This is a genomic window from Streptomyces sp. NPDC060035, assembly GCF_042736635.1.
GTDB lineage: Bacteria > Actinomycetota > Actinomycetes > Streptomycetales > Streptomycetaceae > Streptomyces.
Genome location: NZ_JBHWVO010000007.1, coordinates 110,137 through 124,087, shown reverse-complemented (window position 1 = coordinate 124,087; position 13,951 = coordinate 110,137). Strand labels below are relative to the sequence as shown.

12 protein-coding genes are annotated in these 13,951 nt (G+C 71.1%); 10 read left to right on the top strand and 2 right to left on the bottom strand.

All coding sequences use genetic code 11. The features are described 5' to 3' along the window. Positions 1-40 precede the first annotated feature (40 nt). The 3 genes from ACFWBQ_RS13685 to ACFWBQ_RS13675 all read left to right on the top strand — a co-directional run bounded on the left by ACFWBQ_RS13685 (position 41) and on the right by ACFWBQ_RS13675 (position 3,199). A complete protein-coding gene (locus ACFWBQ_RS13685; RefSeq protein WP_385487405.1) occupies positions 41-2,020 on the top strand; it encodes a hypothetical protein in 1,980 nt (659 codons plus the stop codon). A 31-nt stretch (positions 2,021-2,051) separates the two neighbouring features. Beyond that, entirely contained in the window at positions 2,052-2,378 is a 327-nt protein-coding gene (locus tag ACFWBQ_RS13680) for a hypothetical protein (RefSeq protein ID WP_385487403.1), read from the top strand. 74 nt (positions 2,379-2,452) lie between these two features. After that, on the top strand, positions 2,453-3,199 hold the full coding sequence (locus tag ACFWBQ_RS13675) for an N-acetyltransferase (protein WP_385487401.1): 747 nt from the start codon (positions 2,453-2,455) through the stop codon (positions 3,197-3,199). A 73-nt stretch (positions 3,200-3,272) separates the two neighbouring features. On the opposite strand, the gene ACFWBQ_RS13670 is transcribed toward ACFWBQ_RS13675, so the two are convergent. Then, the gene (locus ACFWBQ_RS13670; protein ID WP_385487399.1) at positions 3,273-3,986 is read right to left on the bottom strand and encodes a hypothetical protein; all 714 of its coding nucleotides are present in this window, start codon (positions 3,984-3,986) and stop codon (positions 3,273-3,275) included. Between the two features lie 56 nt (positions 3,987-4,042). After that, positions 4,043-4,894 carry a DUF4190 domain-containing protein gene (locus ACFWBQ_RS13665; RefSeq protein ID WP_385487397.1) on the bottom strand — a complete coding sequence of 284 codons (852 nt, stop codon included), beginning with the start codon at positions 4,892-4,894 and terminating at the stop codon, positions 4,043-4,045. Between the two features lie 201 nt (positions 4,895-5,095). On the opposite strand from ACFWBQ_RS13665, the gene ACFWBQ_RS13660 reads away from it, so the two are divergent. The 7 genes from ACFWBQ_RS13660 (at position 5,096) to ACFWBQ_RS13630 (ending at position 13,808) form a co-directional block, all read left to right on the top strand. Next, a complete protein-coding gene (locus ACFWBQ_RS13660; RefSeq protein WP_385487395.1) occupies positions 5,096-7,246 on the top strand; it encodes an N-6 DNA methylase in 2,151 nt (716 codons plus the stop codon). A 98-nt stretch (positions 7,247-7,344) separates the two neighbouring features. Beyond that, positions 7,345-7,947, top strand: a complete 603-nt coding sequence (locus ACFWBQ_RS13655; protein ID WP_385487393.1) for a hypothetical protein — start codon at positions 7,345-7,347, stop codon at positions 7,945-7,947. Then, entirely contained in the window at positions 7,944-9,515 is a 1,572-nt protein-coding gene (locus ACFWBQ_RS13650; protein ID WP_385487391.1) for a serine/threonine-protein kinase, read from the top strand. The genes ACFWBQ_RS13655 and ACFWBQ_RS13650 overlap by 4 nt, the downstream gene beginning before the upstream one ends. 162 nt (positions 9,516-9,677) lie before the next feature. Continuing rightward, positions 9,678-10,334, top strand: a complete 657-nt coding sequence (locus ACFWBQ_RS13645) for a SurA N-terminal domain-containing protein (RefSeq protein ID WP_385487389.1) — start codon at positions 9,678-9,680, stop codon at positions 10,332-10,334. Positions 10,335-10,380: 46 nt separating this feature from the next. Then, on the top strand, positions 10,381-11,367 hold the full coding sequence (locus ACFWBQ_RS13640; protein ID WP_385487387.1) for a nucleoside triphosphate pyrophosphohydrolase: 987 nt from the start codon (positions 10,381-10,383) through the stop codon (positions 11,365-11,367). Continuing rightward, on the top strand, positions 11,364-12,731 hold the full coding sequence (locus tag ACFWBQ_RS13635; protein WP_385487385.1) for a cytochrome P450: 1,368 nt from the start codon (positions 11,364-11,366) through the stop codon (positions 12,729-12,731). Before ACFWBQ_RS13640 ends, ACFWBQ_RS13635 begins: the two co-directional genes overlap by 4 nt. 105 nt (positions 12,732-12,836) lie before the next feature. Continuing rightward, positions 12,837-13,808, top strand: a complete 972-nt coding sequence (locus tag ACFWBQ_RS13630) for a transglycosylase family protein (protein WP_385487383.1) — start codon at positions 12,837-12,839, stop codon at positions 13,806-13,808. Positions 13,809-13,951 lie beyond the last annotated feature (143 nt).

The following is a 13,951-nucleotide window of genomic DNA, read 5'->3' as shown; positions in this document are numbered from 1 at the left end:
CCTCTTCGCCCGAGTCTCGGCCGGCGGTAGGGTCACACGCATGTGGGAGGGGCTGGAAGAGGTCAATTGGGCAGGTCTGGAGCACAACTACGGGTCCGCCGAGGACGTGCCCGGCCTTCTGCACCGATGTGCTGGACCGATTCCGGAAGACGCAGAGGAGGCGGCGTTCGAGCTACTCAACCTGCTCTTTCATCAAGGTGGTTGGATCTGCTCTGCTGCCTCGGCCGCGTTGCCCTTTCTGCTCAGCCTGGCTGCCGAACCGCACGTGCAGAGGCGCCGCGCTTTGCTGGAGTTGGTGGCGAGGCTTGCGGCGGAGGCAGGGCAGGTCGCCGAGAGGTTCCTGGATCCCGGCTGGTCTCCGATGTGGGAACGAGTTCTGCCCGATGTTCTCAATCTGCTGACCGATCCCGATCCGGAGATCCGGCGGGCAGCTGCCGACGTTGCTGGTGATTGCGCCAGCCCCGGTGCTCTCCTGCTGCCCGCGCTCCTGCGCTGCTGGCGGGCGGAGAATGACCTCGTGAGCCGTCTCGACCTGGTCCTCGCACTCGGCAAGGTGGTCACACGGGAGCCGGCCGGTGACCGCTCCGACGAGGTCAGCGTCCTCCTCTGCTCGTTGCTCGACCATCCGGAGCCCCAGCTTCGCCTTGCGGCCGTGCACGCGCTCGCGGCCGGCGACTCCGGCCTTGCGGCGGGGCGGCTGGAGCTCGTACTGGACGCGGTCCGTGATTCGAGCGTGGAGTTGTGGCAGCGCACCAGCTCGGTGGAGAGCGGAGTGCGGGGTGTCCAGCATTGGACTGCCGGCTTGTACGCGGGCGCGTCCCCGGCCTTCACCGTGGGCCTGCTGGCCGATCACCGCGATGAAGAGCAGCGGGTCGGCGGTCTTGCGCAGGCGGGCGGGGTGTTGTCGCAGTGGCGCTCGCCGGTGGATGCGCTGCTGCCGGCCATCGTGTCGCGTCTGGACGATCCGGTCGCCGAAGTGCGTTACCGAGCAGCCGAGCTGCTTGCCTGCCTCGGTCCATCAGCCGCTGCACATGCCGACGCGGTCGCCGGGCTGCTCGGCGACACCGCTGCCCGGACGACACGAGGCGGCGAGACGGTTGCCGAGGGGGCTCTGTGGGCGCTGGCACGGATGAACGATCCACGCTGCGTTCCGGGCCTGGCCAAGCGTGTGGCTGGTGCACCGTCGGGCTTCGCATCGGCCTCTGCGTCCTACGGCAGCGCCCGCTCGGGTTACTACCCCGCCCTCCCCGCTCTTCATGAGGTACTGATCCGCCTTCCGGACCATGCGGAGCTGTTGCTGCCCGCGATCTGTGACCGACTCGGCGCCGCCACAGACGTTCGCATCCTCAATCAGTTCTGCGAAGTGCTCGCCGCCTGGGGACCGGCCGCGAAGGCAGCAGTGCCACAACTGCTCGACCTGCTGGGGGACGGCCAGAGGTGGACTGCGGCAGCGACAGCCCTGGCCGGAATCGGTTTGGCGGGCAATGGCGGACGAGAACTATTGCTGGCCCGGTCGACCAAAGGCGCCGGCGCGGACGCGGTACTCGCCGCCTGGGCGTACTGGCGGGTCGGCGGCGAACCAGCCACGGCGCTGAAGGTGCTGGGGCGTGCCGCCGCTGAGGGCGAATTCTCCCACCCCACCCTGCGCAAGCTGGCCGACCTCGGCCCGCACGCCGCTCCCTTCGCGAATCGGCTTCGGACGATGGTCGGCGCCGCCGACGCCTGGACCAGCGTCGAGGCCGCACACGCCCTATGGGCCGCGACTGGTGAAACCGAGAGCACCGTCCCGGCTCTCCTGGAGGTCGTGCGGGACCTGGCCAAGGGGGCCTACCTGCCGGTCATGCTCCCCGCGGTGCGCCATCTGTCTCGGATCGGCGATGCCGCTCAGCCCGCCACTCACCTTCTGCGCGGCCTGCCGACTAGTGACCGGCGACTCCATTACTTCGGCGGCTGGCGAGTCTTCACCGAAGACGAGTCCATTCGCACTGCTATCGACGAACTGCTCACCGCGACTGAGTGACCGGCTTCATCCATCAGTGAATACTGGTCGGATGTGGAAATGGCGTCTGACGGCCGTGGGCGTGAACCTGTTGCTCGGCATTCCCGGTGTCGTCCCGGTCTGGCTCCTTTGGTACGTCGCGTCGAACGGCCCGCTCGCGGAAATGGGATTGACCCGGCGCGAGCCGACGGAGAACGACGGCATGCTGCTGTGGCTGGTGATCATCGTGCCGGTGGTGGTGGTGTTCGGGCTGGTGTGGTGGCTCGCCAACGGCCCGGTGCGGCGGAGGGCGCAGCTGGACCCTCTCCTGTACTGGCCGGCGGGTCTCCTGATGACCCTCGTGCCCACGCTCGCACTCCTCACAGCCACCTGGGTGTGACGACCGTCCGGGGACTGCCGCCCCCCGCCGGTGCGGTCCGGCACCCGGGCCGGCGGGGTGTTTAGCATGGCCGGATGGACCTGACGATCACCACCCTCGCCGCACGGCCCGAGCTGGCCGAGGCGATCGACGAGATGCCGGACGCCTGGCCCGAGTTCGTACTCGAGGACCTGGTCGGCTGGGCGAACTTCCCACGGATCGCCGTGGAGTTCCCCGAGTACGTGCTCGTGGCCACCGGCCCGGACGGTGCTGTCGTCGCACGGGCGTACAGCGTGCCGTTCGCTCTGGAGGCGCCGGGGAGGGGCAGGCTGCCCGTCAACGGGTGGGACCAGGTGCTGCTGTGGGCGTTCTCCGACCTGCGGCACGGGCGCACCCCCGACACGGTGAGCGCGATCGAGATCGCGGTCGCCGAAGGACACCTCGGGCGGGGCATCTCCGGCCGGATGGTGGCCGCGATGCGTGAGAACGCCGGACGGCTGGGCTTCGGGGAGCTCGTCGCACCGCTACGGCCGAGCGCGAAGCATACGGAGCCCTCGGTGCCGATGGAGGAGTACGCCAGGCGGACCAGGGAAGAGGACGGGCTGCCCGTGGACCCGTGGCTCCGGGTCCATGTGCGGGCGGGCGGGGTGATCGAGGCGGTGGCGCCCACGTCGATGACGGTCAGCGGCTCGCTCGCGCAGTGGCGGGCCTGGACCGGGCTGCCGTTCGATACCGAGGGGCCGGTGGCGGTGCCCGGGGCGCTGGTGCCGGTGCACTGTTCGACCGAGCACGGGTACGCGGTGTACGTCGAGCCGAACGTGTGGGTGCGGCACCGGGTATGACTGTGCGGCCGGCCCCGTAGGTGTCCGTTCACGGGGGCCGGCCGCACGGCGGGCGTTCAGTGACCGCGGGCGGTCAGACGGTTGCCGGTCGCTTCACGGTGAGCGGCACGCCGAACTCGGAGAACTCCACGGTGAGCGGCTTCCCCGCGCCGTCCGTGAGGCGCATCTTCAGGAGGTAGGGCGTGCCCTCCGTGGCGACGCTCGCCGTCCACTTCTCCCGGCCCGCACCGCCGGTGAGGGTCAGGCAGGGCGTGCCGGCGATCGTTGCCTGCCTGCCCCTGCGGGTGGTCGCGCTCGTCGCCGCCAGACGGTCGAGGAGATCCTTCGTATCGCAGAAGCGCAGGCTCCGGGCTGTGCGGCGGTCGTCCGGGCGGACCTTCACCCAGCGGCCGGTGAGCTTTTTGATGTCGGCGTCCCGGGCCGGGCTGTCCGCGGCGGCGGCGCGGAGCATCGCCTCGTCGGACTTCGTGTAGACGGCGCCGTCGGCCCGGATCAGTTCCATGGTTCCCGCCGATCCCAGGGAGAACGTTCCCGTGCACGCGCCTTTGGCGCCCGAGGCGACGAACGCCTGGACCGGGCCGTCAGCCGACTGTGTGGTCACGGTCATGCGTACGGTCGGGGAGGCCCGGGTGGTGGCGACCGACTTGTTGGTGATCTCCGGACCGGTGAGACCGGAGAACGGAGCCTGCGCCCCGGGGTCGTCGGCGATCGTGTCGCAGGCGGTGAGGCCTAGTGCCGCCGCGGCGCAGAGGGCGGCTGCGGAGATGCGGACTGAGAGGCATCGCACGGTACGAAGGCTCCGGGGTGTCAGGGGCGGGTACGGGAGTGGCTGGGCCGGGTGGGTCAGAGCTTCAGGTCCCACTGGCTGGCGTCCCAGTCGAAGCCGGGACCGACCTCGACGCTCAGGTTCTTGGCGTCCGCGGGGGCATCGAAGGCGAACTGCACGGTGATCTTCTTGCCCGGCAGGACCGTGCCGCTGAAGCCTTCGCCGACCTTCCCGTCGAAGATCTGCTCGGCGTCGACGCCGTCCTTCCCGGCACGGGCGTCGACGCTGACGAGTGCGGAGTCGAACTTCTCCTTCGTCTTGTTCTCGATGATGACGGAGACCTTGTAGGCGCGATTGCCCTTCGTGTGCCCTGCGGCGTACGCGTCGGGCGTGTACGCCGCGGCGCTGCTGACCGTGACCTCGAGACCGTCGTCGTACACGGCGGTGTCACGCCCCGCCAGGGTTTCGCCGGCGGGCTCGTCGTCGCTCTTCGGGGCGTCCGCCGCGTCGCCCTTCGTGTCGTCCTTGGCGTCGTCCTTCGCAGCGTCGGCTCCGCCCGGCTTCGCCGAGGCCGAGCTGTCCGAGACGGACTTGTTGATGTCGTCCACCACCTCGTCCACGGCCTTGAAGGTGAGCACCGCGCCGACCACCGACAGGATCAGCGCGACCAGGCCGAGCACGGCACCGAACGTGGCCACGCCCTTGTTGCTCGCCTCGCCGCGCTTGGCGCGGCCCCGCCCCGCGAGGCCCAGGACCAGGGCGATGACGCCGAGGATGCCCGCCAGCCAGAACAGGAACGGGATCAGGCCGGAGACGGTACCGATGATGCCGAGGACGAGGGCGGCGGTGCCGAGGCCGTTCCGGGCGGGACGCAGGCCCGGTGCCTGGGCGGGGGTGTACGGCTGCGGCGGCTGCGTGAACTGGGACATGGCTGTGCCCTCCGGCGACGTGCGGGGATGTGTGAGCGGTTCCGTACGCCACATCGAGTGGCGACAGGTCAATAAGAGCAGAGCCTGTGAACCGAGTCAACAGCGGTTCAGGTGAAATGGATTGGTCCACAGTGTGAACCGGTGGTGTGCCAGTCAGTCGGTATGCTCGGCGGCAGGACGGATCTATCGGGGAGACAGCCAGTGCCGGAGAGCTCGACTGAGGTGACCGCGGCCGGGATCGCACGGCTCGCAGGGGTGGGTCGCGCGGCCGTCAGTAACTGGCGCCGTCGCCACGCGGACTTCCCCAAGCCGGTCGGCGGCACCGAGACCAGCCCGTCCTTTGCCCTGCCCGAAGTCGAGCAGTGGCTGCGCGAGCAGGGAAAACTTGCCGAAGTCCCGCTCCGCGAGCGGGTCTGGCAGCAGCTGTCCGGCCATCCGGCCGGCGCCGTCACCGCCTTGATCCACGCAGGCTGCGCCCTGTTGCTCGTCCGTGACAGGCCCACCGCCTGGCTGGAGATCACCGCCGCCTCGGACGCCCGGATGGCCGGTGTTCTCCCGGGCGCTCTGGACGACGTACTGACGGCGCACTTCGGATCCGGACGTGCCGTTCACACCCCTACGGCGTCCGACCTGGCGCCCTCGGTCCCGCTCCTGCGCGCCGCAGCCGAGCTGGCGGCGGAGGCGGGCGTCCGGAAGGCCTTCGAGTTCCTCTTCGTCCGCCAGCTCGACGCCAATCCACGCCAGTACACACTCACGCCGCCCGATCTGGCCGAGCTGATGGCCGAACTGGCCGAGCAGGACAGGGCCGCCGGCCGGCGGAGCGGGACGCAGCCCGCCCGCGCCGTCCTGGACCCCGCCGCCGGAACCGGCGCCCTCCTGCGCGCGGTCAGCGGGCCCACGGCGCTGTACGCGCAGGAGGCCGACCCCGAGCTGGCCGCGCTCACCGCGCTGCGGCTCGCGCTGCACTCCGAGGGGCCGGTGGGGACGGACAGGGGCACCCTCACGGTCCGTACCGGCGACACCCTGCGCGCCGACGCCTTCCCTCAGCTGGCCGTGGATGCTGTGCTCTGCCACCCGCCGTTCAACGAGCGCAACTGGGGTCACGACGAGCTGGCCTACGATCCCCGCTGGGAGTACGGCTTCCCCGCCCGCACCGAATCCGAACTCGCCTGGGTCCAGCACGCCCTGGCCCGTCTCCGCGAGGGCGGGACCGCCGTACTGCTCATGCCCCCGGCCGCCGCCTCCCGCCGTTCCGGCCGCCGGATCCGTGCCGATCTGCTGCGCCGCGGCGCCCTGCGTGCCGTCATCGCGCTGCCGGCCGGCGCCGCACCCCCGTACGGAATCCCGCTCCACCTGTGGGTGCTGCGCAAGCCGGGCACCGGCCACCGTCCCACGCCCGAACTCCTGCTCGTCGACACGGCCGAGTCCGCCGAACCGTCATCGGGCACGGGCTCCCCGACAGCCGGTGGCCGTGACCGGATCGACTGGACGGCCGTGCGGGGCGCCGCACTCGGGGCCTGGAACGCGTTCGCCGAGGAGGACGGGAAGGACGGGAACGGCGGAAGGGACCGGGCGGACCGCATCGACCGCCCCGGTGTCAGCCGCGCGGTCCCCGTCATCGAACTCCTCGACGACGACGTGGACCTGGCCCCCGCCCGCCATCTGCCGCACCCGGCCTCCGGCGGCGGCGCGGCCGAACTGATCCGCGTACGGGAACAGCTGGACGGCACCCTGAAGCTCACCGCCCGCCTCACCCCGCCGCCCGCCGCCCCCTCCGGTCCGGTCCGCCGGCCCCTCACCACGGTCGGCGAACTGGCCCGCGCGGGCGCCCTGCAGCTGCGTACAGGCGGTTCCGGCAGCGGTACCGCACCCGTCCTCACCGAGCACGACGTGCTCGCCGGCACGGCCCCCAGCGGCTCGCTCACCGCCCCGGCAGCACCCTCGGAGGACGAGGCACTCGTTCTCGAACCGGGCGATGTCGTCGTGCCCGTACTGGGCGGCGGCTCGGTGACCCGGGTGATCGACGACGCCACAGCGGGCGCCGCGCTCGGCCGCAACCTCCAGCTGCTGCGCCCCGATCCGGCCGCGCTCGACCCCTGGTTCCTCGCCGGTTTCCTGCGCGGCACCGCCAACAACCGGCAGGCCAGCAGCTACGCCTCCACCGCCACGCGGCTCGACGCCCGCCGTCTCCAGCTGCCGCGGCTGCCGCTGGCCGAACAGCAGAGGTACGGCGAGCAGTTCCGGGCCCTCGCCGCATTCGAGGACGCGCTGCGCACGGCCGGACGGCTCGGCGGCCTGCTGGTGCAGGGGATGTACGACGGGCTCACGGACGGCACGGTCGCGCCGAAGTGATGTGAAGCACAACGGTTGTGCACAACCCGGGACCCGTTGTCCTTGTCGGTGTATACGCTCACAGCAACGTCCGACATACACCCTCCCAGGAGCAGCACATGCACGGCTACGGCTATCCGCCGCAGCAGCAACCGAAGCGGCGACCGTCCTCGGCGACGCTGACCGCGCTGCGCGTGCTCTTCGTGGCGCTGACGTTGATGAGCTGCGGGTTCCTGTCCTGGGCCTCCCTGTTGCGGCTGGCCACCGTCACCCGCAAGGGACTGGACTGGACCCTGATGGTGGTGGCCCTCGCGCTCAATGCGGGCATGTTCGCGTACATCCTCTCCACGCCGGACAACGAGGACGAACTGACGGACGCGCAGGCGCTCGTCTTCCTCGGCTGGCTGCTCTGCACCGTGGTCGGCACGATCACCTACTACCTGTACGCGGAGATCCGGCACTACGGCCCGCAGTACGGGTATCCCGGCCCGTCGCCGTATGCGGGTCACCTCCCGCCGCAGGCCCCGGCGGTCACCCCCGCGACGCCCACCCCCGGTTACGGATACCCGCCGCCCCCGGTGCCCCCGGCCGACCCCGTGCGTACACCCGCCCCGCCGCCGCCCGCCGTGCCCTCGCCCGCCTCGCCGCAGCGCCTGGACCAGGTGCGTGCCGAGCTCGACGAGCTGAGCGACTACCTCCGCAAGGAGGGCGGCAGCCAGTGAACGGGCGTGTCATCGCCGGGCGGTACGAGCTGGCGACCATCCTCGGCCAGGGCGGCATGGGCCAGGTCTGGACGGCGTACGACAAGCGCCTGGACCGGCGGGTCGCGGTCAAGCTCCTGCGCCCCGACCGGGTCGCGGGTCCCTCGGGCAGCGATGCCGCCGACGAACTGCGCCGCCGGTTCGTCCGCGAGTGCCGGGTCACCGCCCAGGTCGATCACCCCGGTCTGGTCACGGTCCACGACGCGGGCAGCGACGACGACGACCTCTACCTCGTCATGCAGTACGTCGAGGGTGCCGACCTCGCCGACCACCTGGCCGAGCACGCCCCCTATCCGTGGCCCTGGGCCGTCGCGATCGCGGCCCAGCTCTGCGCGGTGCTCTCCGCCGTGCACGCGGTGCCGATCGTCCACCGCGACCTCAAGCCGCGCAACGCGATGGTCAGGCCCGACGGCACCGTCATCGTGCTCGACCTCGGTGTCGCCTCCGTCCTGGACACCGACACCACGCGTCTGACGCACACGGGCTCACCGATCGGCTCCCCGGCCTATATGGCCCCCGAGCAGGCGATGGGCGGTGCCGTCGGCCCGTACACGGATCTGTACGCACTCGGTGTGCTCCTCCACGAACTGCTCAGCGGCGATGTGCCGTTCGCTGGTTCCACCGCCCTCGGTGTGCTGCACCGCCATCTCTACGAGCCGCCCCTCCCGGTCCGTCATCTCAGGCCCGAGGTCCCCGAGGCGCTCGAGGCCCTCGTGCTGAGGCTGCTCGCCAAGGATCCGCAGCACCGCCCGGCATCCGCCCAGGAGGTGTACGAGTCGCTGCGCCCGCTGCTGCCCGTCGGGGGCGCACCGGCCGGTCCGCTCGACCCGACCCGGCCCTTCCTCCGCCCCCACGCACCCTGGCCGGACCGGGCGGCCACCCCGGCGTCCGCCCCCGTGCCCGCCCCGGTACCCCTGCCCGCACAGCAGACGGCGGTGACCCACACCCCGCCCGCCCGCCGGGATGTCGCGCAGGCGGTCGACGAGGTGAAGCAGCTCATAGGCGAGGGCCGCATCACCCAGGCCGTGGACATCCTCGGCGGCATCCTGCCGGCGGCGGCCGCCGAGCACGGGGAGCACTCCCCGGTCGTCCGGATCCTGCGCAAGCAGTACGCGGCCACGCTGATGGACGACGGGCAGTACCGCCGCGCCCTGCCCGAGCTGCGCCGTCTCGCCGACGACCGCACCGCGGAGGCGGGCCACGCCGACGCCCAGACCCTGCAGTTCCGCTACGACGCGGCGCAGTGCCTGGAGCAGCTGGGCGAGGCGGCCGCCGCGCTCGCCGAGTACCGCGCGGTCCTCCCGTACTACGAGAACGCCTACGGGGCGCCGCCCCCGGACCGAAGCCGGGCCTTCGACATCCGGCACCGCATCGGCCACCTGCTGCTCGCGGTCGGCGACCACACGGCGGGGCGCCGGCAGCTGCAGGGGCTGCTCTACGACGCGGAGCGGACGTACGGGCCGCACCATCCGCTGCCCGTCGAGCTGCGCAGGCAGCTCACCCATCAGCAGGACGTACGCGGCGGCTGAAATCCTGCCCGCGCGGCGTCCTGAGAGGTCTGCCGCAGCACCGCATCCCCAACTCCTCCCGAATCGTTGGTCGAATCAGTGGCCCGAACCCCCTCCACTGCCTAACATCGATCACCGCAAGGCTTTGTGCACTGATGCACAAACTCTCCCCGGGAGGCTCCTTTGCACCGCCGACGTCGCACCGCGCTCGCCGTATCCGTCGCCACGCTTGTCGCGGCGCCGCTCCTGACCGCCTGTGGCAGCGAGGCCCACGCGGGCGCCGCAGCCGTGGTCGGCGGGGACCGGATCGACATGTCCACGGTCCAGGAGCAGGCGGCGGAGGTACGCAGTGCGCAGCAGGGCTCGAAGCAGTCCGCACAGCTGGTGAAGAAGTCCGGGCAGCTCACCCGGGCCAAGCTGCACGGGATCGTGTTCGGCCTGGTCCTGGACCGGGCCGCGGAGGACGCCGGGGTGAGCGTCAGCCGCAAGGAGATCCAGCAGATCCACCGCCAGGCCACCGCGCAGTACGGTGGTGACAAGGGCCTGCAGACCGTGATGCTGGAGCAGCGCTGGGTCGCACCGGACCAGATCGAGGGAGACCTGCGCAAGGAGGTCCAGCTGCCGAAGCTGGCACAGGCGCTCGGCGTCGACCTGCAGTCCCCCGCCGGACAGCAGGTCGTCGGCGAGGCTCTCACCAAGGCGTCGAAGGCCCTGCGCATCGACGTCAATCCGCGCTTCGGGGCCTGGGACGACAAGAAGGTCCAGCTGAGCACCTACAAGGCTCCGTGGATCAACCAGGTCACCAAGTTCCAGGAGCAGGAACCCCAGTCGGGCGCCTGACCGGGGGCCAGGACCCGGAGGGTCCCGAGCGGGGTAGGTTCGGAGGGTGAACGCTGAAGCCCCCGGCCGTATCGTCCTGCTCACCGCCAGCCACCGGGTCGCCCCCGGTCTGCTGTCCTGGCCCGCCTGGCAGACGCTGCACGCCGCCGACCGGGTGCTCTGCGCCGAGCGGGACCATCCGCAACTGCCGTATCTGCGCGAGGCCGGAGTCGCGGTCGAGCACGTCGCACCGTCGGCCGGGGAACTCGTCGACGACTGCGCGGGCGGACGGACCGTGGTGGTGCTCGTGGGCGGCGAGGGCAATCAGCCGCTCACCGACGGCCTGGCCCGGCTCGGCGGTTCGGGCCGGGTGCAGATGCCGGACCTGGAACTGCTGCCCGGCTCCTACGACCTGCCGGGTGCCCGGCTTCTCGATCTCGTCCAGGTCATGGACCGGATCCGGCGGGAGTGCCCGTGGACCTCGCAGAAGACGCACAGGGGTCTCGCGAAGTACGCCATCGAGGAGGCGTACGAACTGGTCGAGGCCATCGAGGACGGTGACCGTGAAGAGCTGCGCGAGGAGCTCGGGGACGTACTGCTCCAGGTCGTCTTCCACGCCCGGATCGCGCAGGAGGACCCGGACGAGCCCTTCGCCATCGACGATGTCGCGGCCACGATCGTGGAGAAGCTGATCCACCGCCATCCGCATGTCTTCGGCGACGAGACCGCGGAGACCCCGGAGGACGTCCACGCGCACTGGCTGCGCACCAAGGCGATCGAGAAGCAGCGGGATTCGGTCACCGACGGGGTGCCGCTCGGCCAGCCCGGTCTGGCCCTGGCCGCCAAGCTCGGCAGCCGGGCCCGTAGCGCCGGGCTCGATGTCGCGCTCCCCGCGGGCGACTCCGTCGGCTACCGGCTTCTCGCCCTCGCCGTACGCGCCGAACAGGACGGCACCGACCCGGAGGCCGCCCTGCGGGCCGCCGCCCGCACCTACCGGGACGCGATCCGGGCGGTGGAGGGGCAGGGGGGCGCTCCGGATAACGTCGAGGAGTGAACGACAGCCCCGCCGACGCCCCCGCGCCCGACGAAGCGCCCCACGAAGCACCCGAAGAGACGCCTGACGAGACGTCCGACGAGGCACCGGACGGGACGCCCGACGAAGCGCCCGAACTCTTCACCTGGGAGTTCGCCACCGACCCGTACCCCGCCTACGCCTGGCTCCGCGAGCACAGCCCCGTGCACCGCACCGCGTTGCCCAGCGGTGTCGAGGCCTGGCTGGTGACCCGATACGCGGATGCCAGGCAGGCCCTCGCCGACACCCGGCTCTCCAAGAACCCGGCGCACCACGCCGGGTCGGCGAACGCCAAGGGGAAGACGGGCATCCCGGGGGAGCGCAAGGCGGACCTGATGACGCACCTCCTGAACATCGACCCGCCGGACCACACCCGGCTGCGCCGGCTCGTCTCCAAGGCGTTCACTCCACGCCGGGTCGCCGAGTTCGCGCCGCGCGTGCAGGAGCTGACGGACCGCCTCATCGACACGTTCATCGAGGAGGGAAAGGCGGACCTCATCCATGACTTCGCCTTCCCGCTCCCCATCTACGCGATCTGTGACCTGCTGGGGGTGCCTCCGGAGGACCAGGACGACTTCCGGGACTGGGCGGGCATGATGATCAGACACGGCGGCGGTCCGCGCGGCGGGGTGGCCAGGTCGGTCAAGAAGATGCGCGGCTATCTTGCCGAACTCATCCACCGTAAACGGGAGAATCCCGGCGACGACCTGATCTCGGGACTCATCCGGGCAAGTGACCACGGCGAACACCTCACCGAGAACGAAGCCGCAGCGATGGCCTTCATCCTGCTGTTCGCCGGTTTCGAGACCACGGTCAACCTCATCGGCAACGGCACCTACGCCCTGCTGCGCAACCCGGAACAGCGCGAGCGGCTCCAGCGGTCGCTCGAGGCCGGGGAGACGGAGCTGCTGGCCACGGGTATCGAGGAGTTGCTGCGGTACGACGGTCCGGTGGAGCTCGCCACCTGGCGGTACGCCACCGAACCCGTGACGCTCGGCGGGCAGCGCATCGCGGCCGGGGACCCGGTTCTTGTGGTGCTGGCCGCCGCGGACCGGGACCCGGAGCGCTTCCATGATGCGGACACGCTGGATCTCGCGCGGAGTGACAATCAGCACCTCGGGTACGGACACGGCATCCACTACTGCCTGGGTGCGCCGCTGGCCCGGCTGGAGGGCCAGGCGGCGCTGGCAACGCTGCTGCGACGCCTTCCCGACCTGCGGCTTGCTGCGGAACCTACCGATTTGCGGTGGCGGGGCGGGCTCATCATGCGCGGACTGCGCACTCTTCCCGTGGAGTTCGATCCCGGACACCGCTCCGAAAAAAGTGACACTCTGTCAACTCTGTGACTTTCACGTGATCTCCGCTGCATCGACTTGTGACACACGTTCGAGTGCGGCTAGGTTCACCGTTCGACTCACCAGCCACACGTCAGTCACACGGAAGGCAATCCCATGGGCTCCGCGAACGGCAGACACCGTCGCCCTCGGCAGGCACCCGCCATCGTCGTCGCCGCAGGCGTCACAGGGTCGGCCATCGCCATCCCGCTGCTCGGCGCGACCGGCGCGCACGCCGCCGACGCCTCGACCTGGGACCGGGTCGCAGAGTGCGAGAGCGGTGGCATGTGGAGCGCCGACCTCGGCAACGGCTACTACGGCGGCCTGCAGTTCTCGCAGGACACCTGGTCGGCCTACGGCGGCACGGCGTTCGCGCCCCGCGCCGACCTGGCCAGCCGCTCGCAGCAGATATCCGTGGCGGAGAAGGTGCTCGGCGACACGGGGGTGACGGCGTGGGCCAGCTGCGCGGTGATCTCCGGGCTCGCGCTGGACGGCACGCTGCCGGGTGTCGACCCGGGCAGTGAGCCGACCACCGAGCCGTCGGACACCGCGACCCCGTCCGGCGGCGCGTCGGACACCTCTTCGCCCGGCGCGTCGGACAAGACGCGCAAGGGCGCGAGCGACAAGGGTGATGAAACCGGCGAAGCCGACAAGTCGACCGGATCCAATGCGGCCGACCCCTCGGCCTCTCCCTCGCCCGACGCGTCCGAGACCTCTGACGCCTCGAACGGAGCGCCGGGTGGCAAGCACCGCGGCACACCGGCCCCGGAGGCGAGCGCCGGTACGGGCTCGGAGGACGGGCGCGACTCCGGCCGGCACGCATCGCGCGGTGACGCCGAGGCGCGCAAGGGTGCCGACGGGAGCGCCGGGACCTACACCGTCCGCGCGGGCGACAACCTCTGGGCGATCGCAGACTCCCAGGAGCTGCCCGGCGGCTGGACGGCGCTCTACGAGGCCAACAAGGACGAGCTGGGCTCCGACCCGGACCTGATCCTTCCCGGGCAGAACCTCGACCTGGGCCTCGACCTGGGCCTCCAGGCGGGCGAGAAGACCGCCGGGGCGGGCGCGGAAGCCGCTACGGGTAACTGATCCAATTCGGGAAAACACCCCAAAATCGGGGGCAGTTCAGAGGCCTATGTCCACTTATGCGTAAGTGAGACATGGGTCTCTTTGCGTCAACTGACGCTTCTCGTCCGCCCGGTTCGCCGGTGACGCCTCCGACCTGCGGAAAC

Coding starts and splice junctions, on each gene's coding strand:
- ACFWBQ_RS13665 (WP_385487397.1), bottom strand. CDS start 4,894: ATGTCCCAGTTCACGCAGCCGCCGCAGCCGTACACCCCCGCCCAGGCA.
- ACFWBQ_RS13680 (WP_385487403.1), top strand. CDS start 2,052: ATGTGGAAATGGCGTCTGACGGCCGTGGGCGTGAACCTGTTGCTCGGC.
- ACFWBQ_RS13685 (WP_385487405.1), top strand. CDS start 41: ATGTGGGAGGGGCTGGAAGAGGTCAATTGGGCAGGTCTGGAGCACAAC.
- ACFWBQ_RS13630 (WP_385487383.1), top strand. CDS start 12,837: ATGGGCTCCGCGAACGGCAGACACCGTCGCCCTCGGCAGGCACCCGCC.
- ACFWBQ_RS13655 (WP_385487393.1), top strand. CDS start 7,345: ATGCACGGCTACGGCTATCCGCCGCAGCAGCAACCGAAGCGGCGACCG.
- ACFWBQ_RS13675 (WP_385487401.1), top strand. CDS start 2,453: ATGGACCTGACGATCACCACCCTCGCCGCACGGCCCGAGCTGGCCGAG.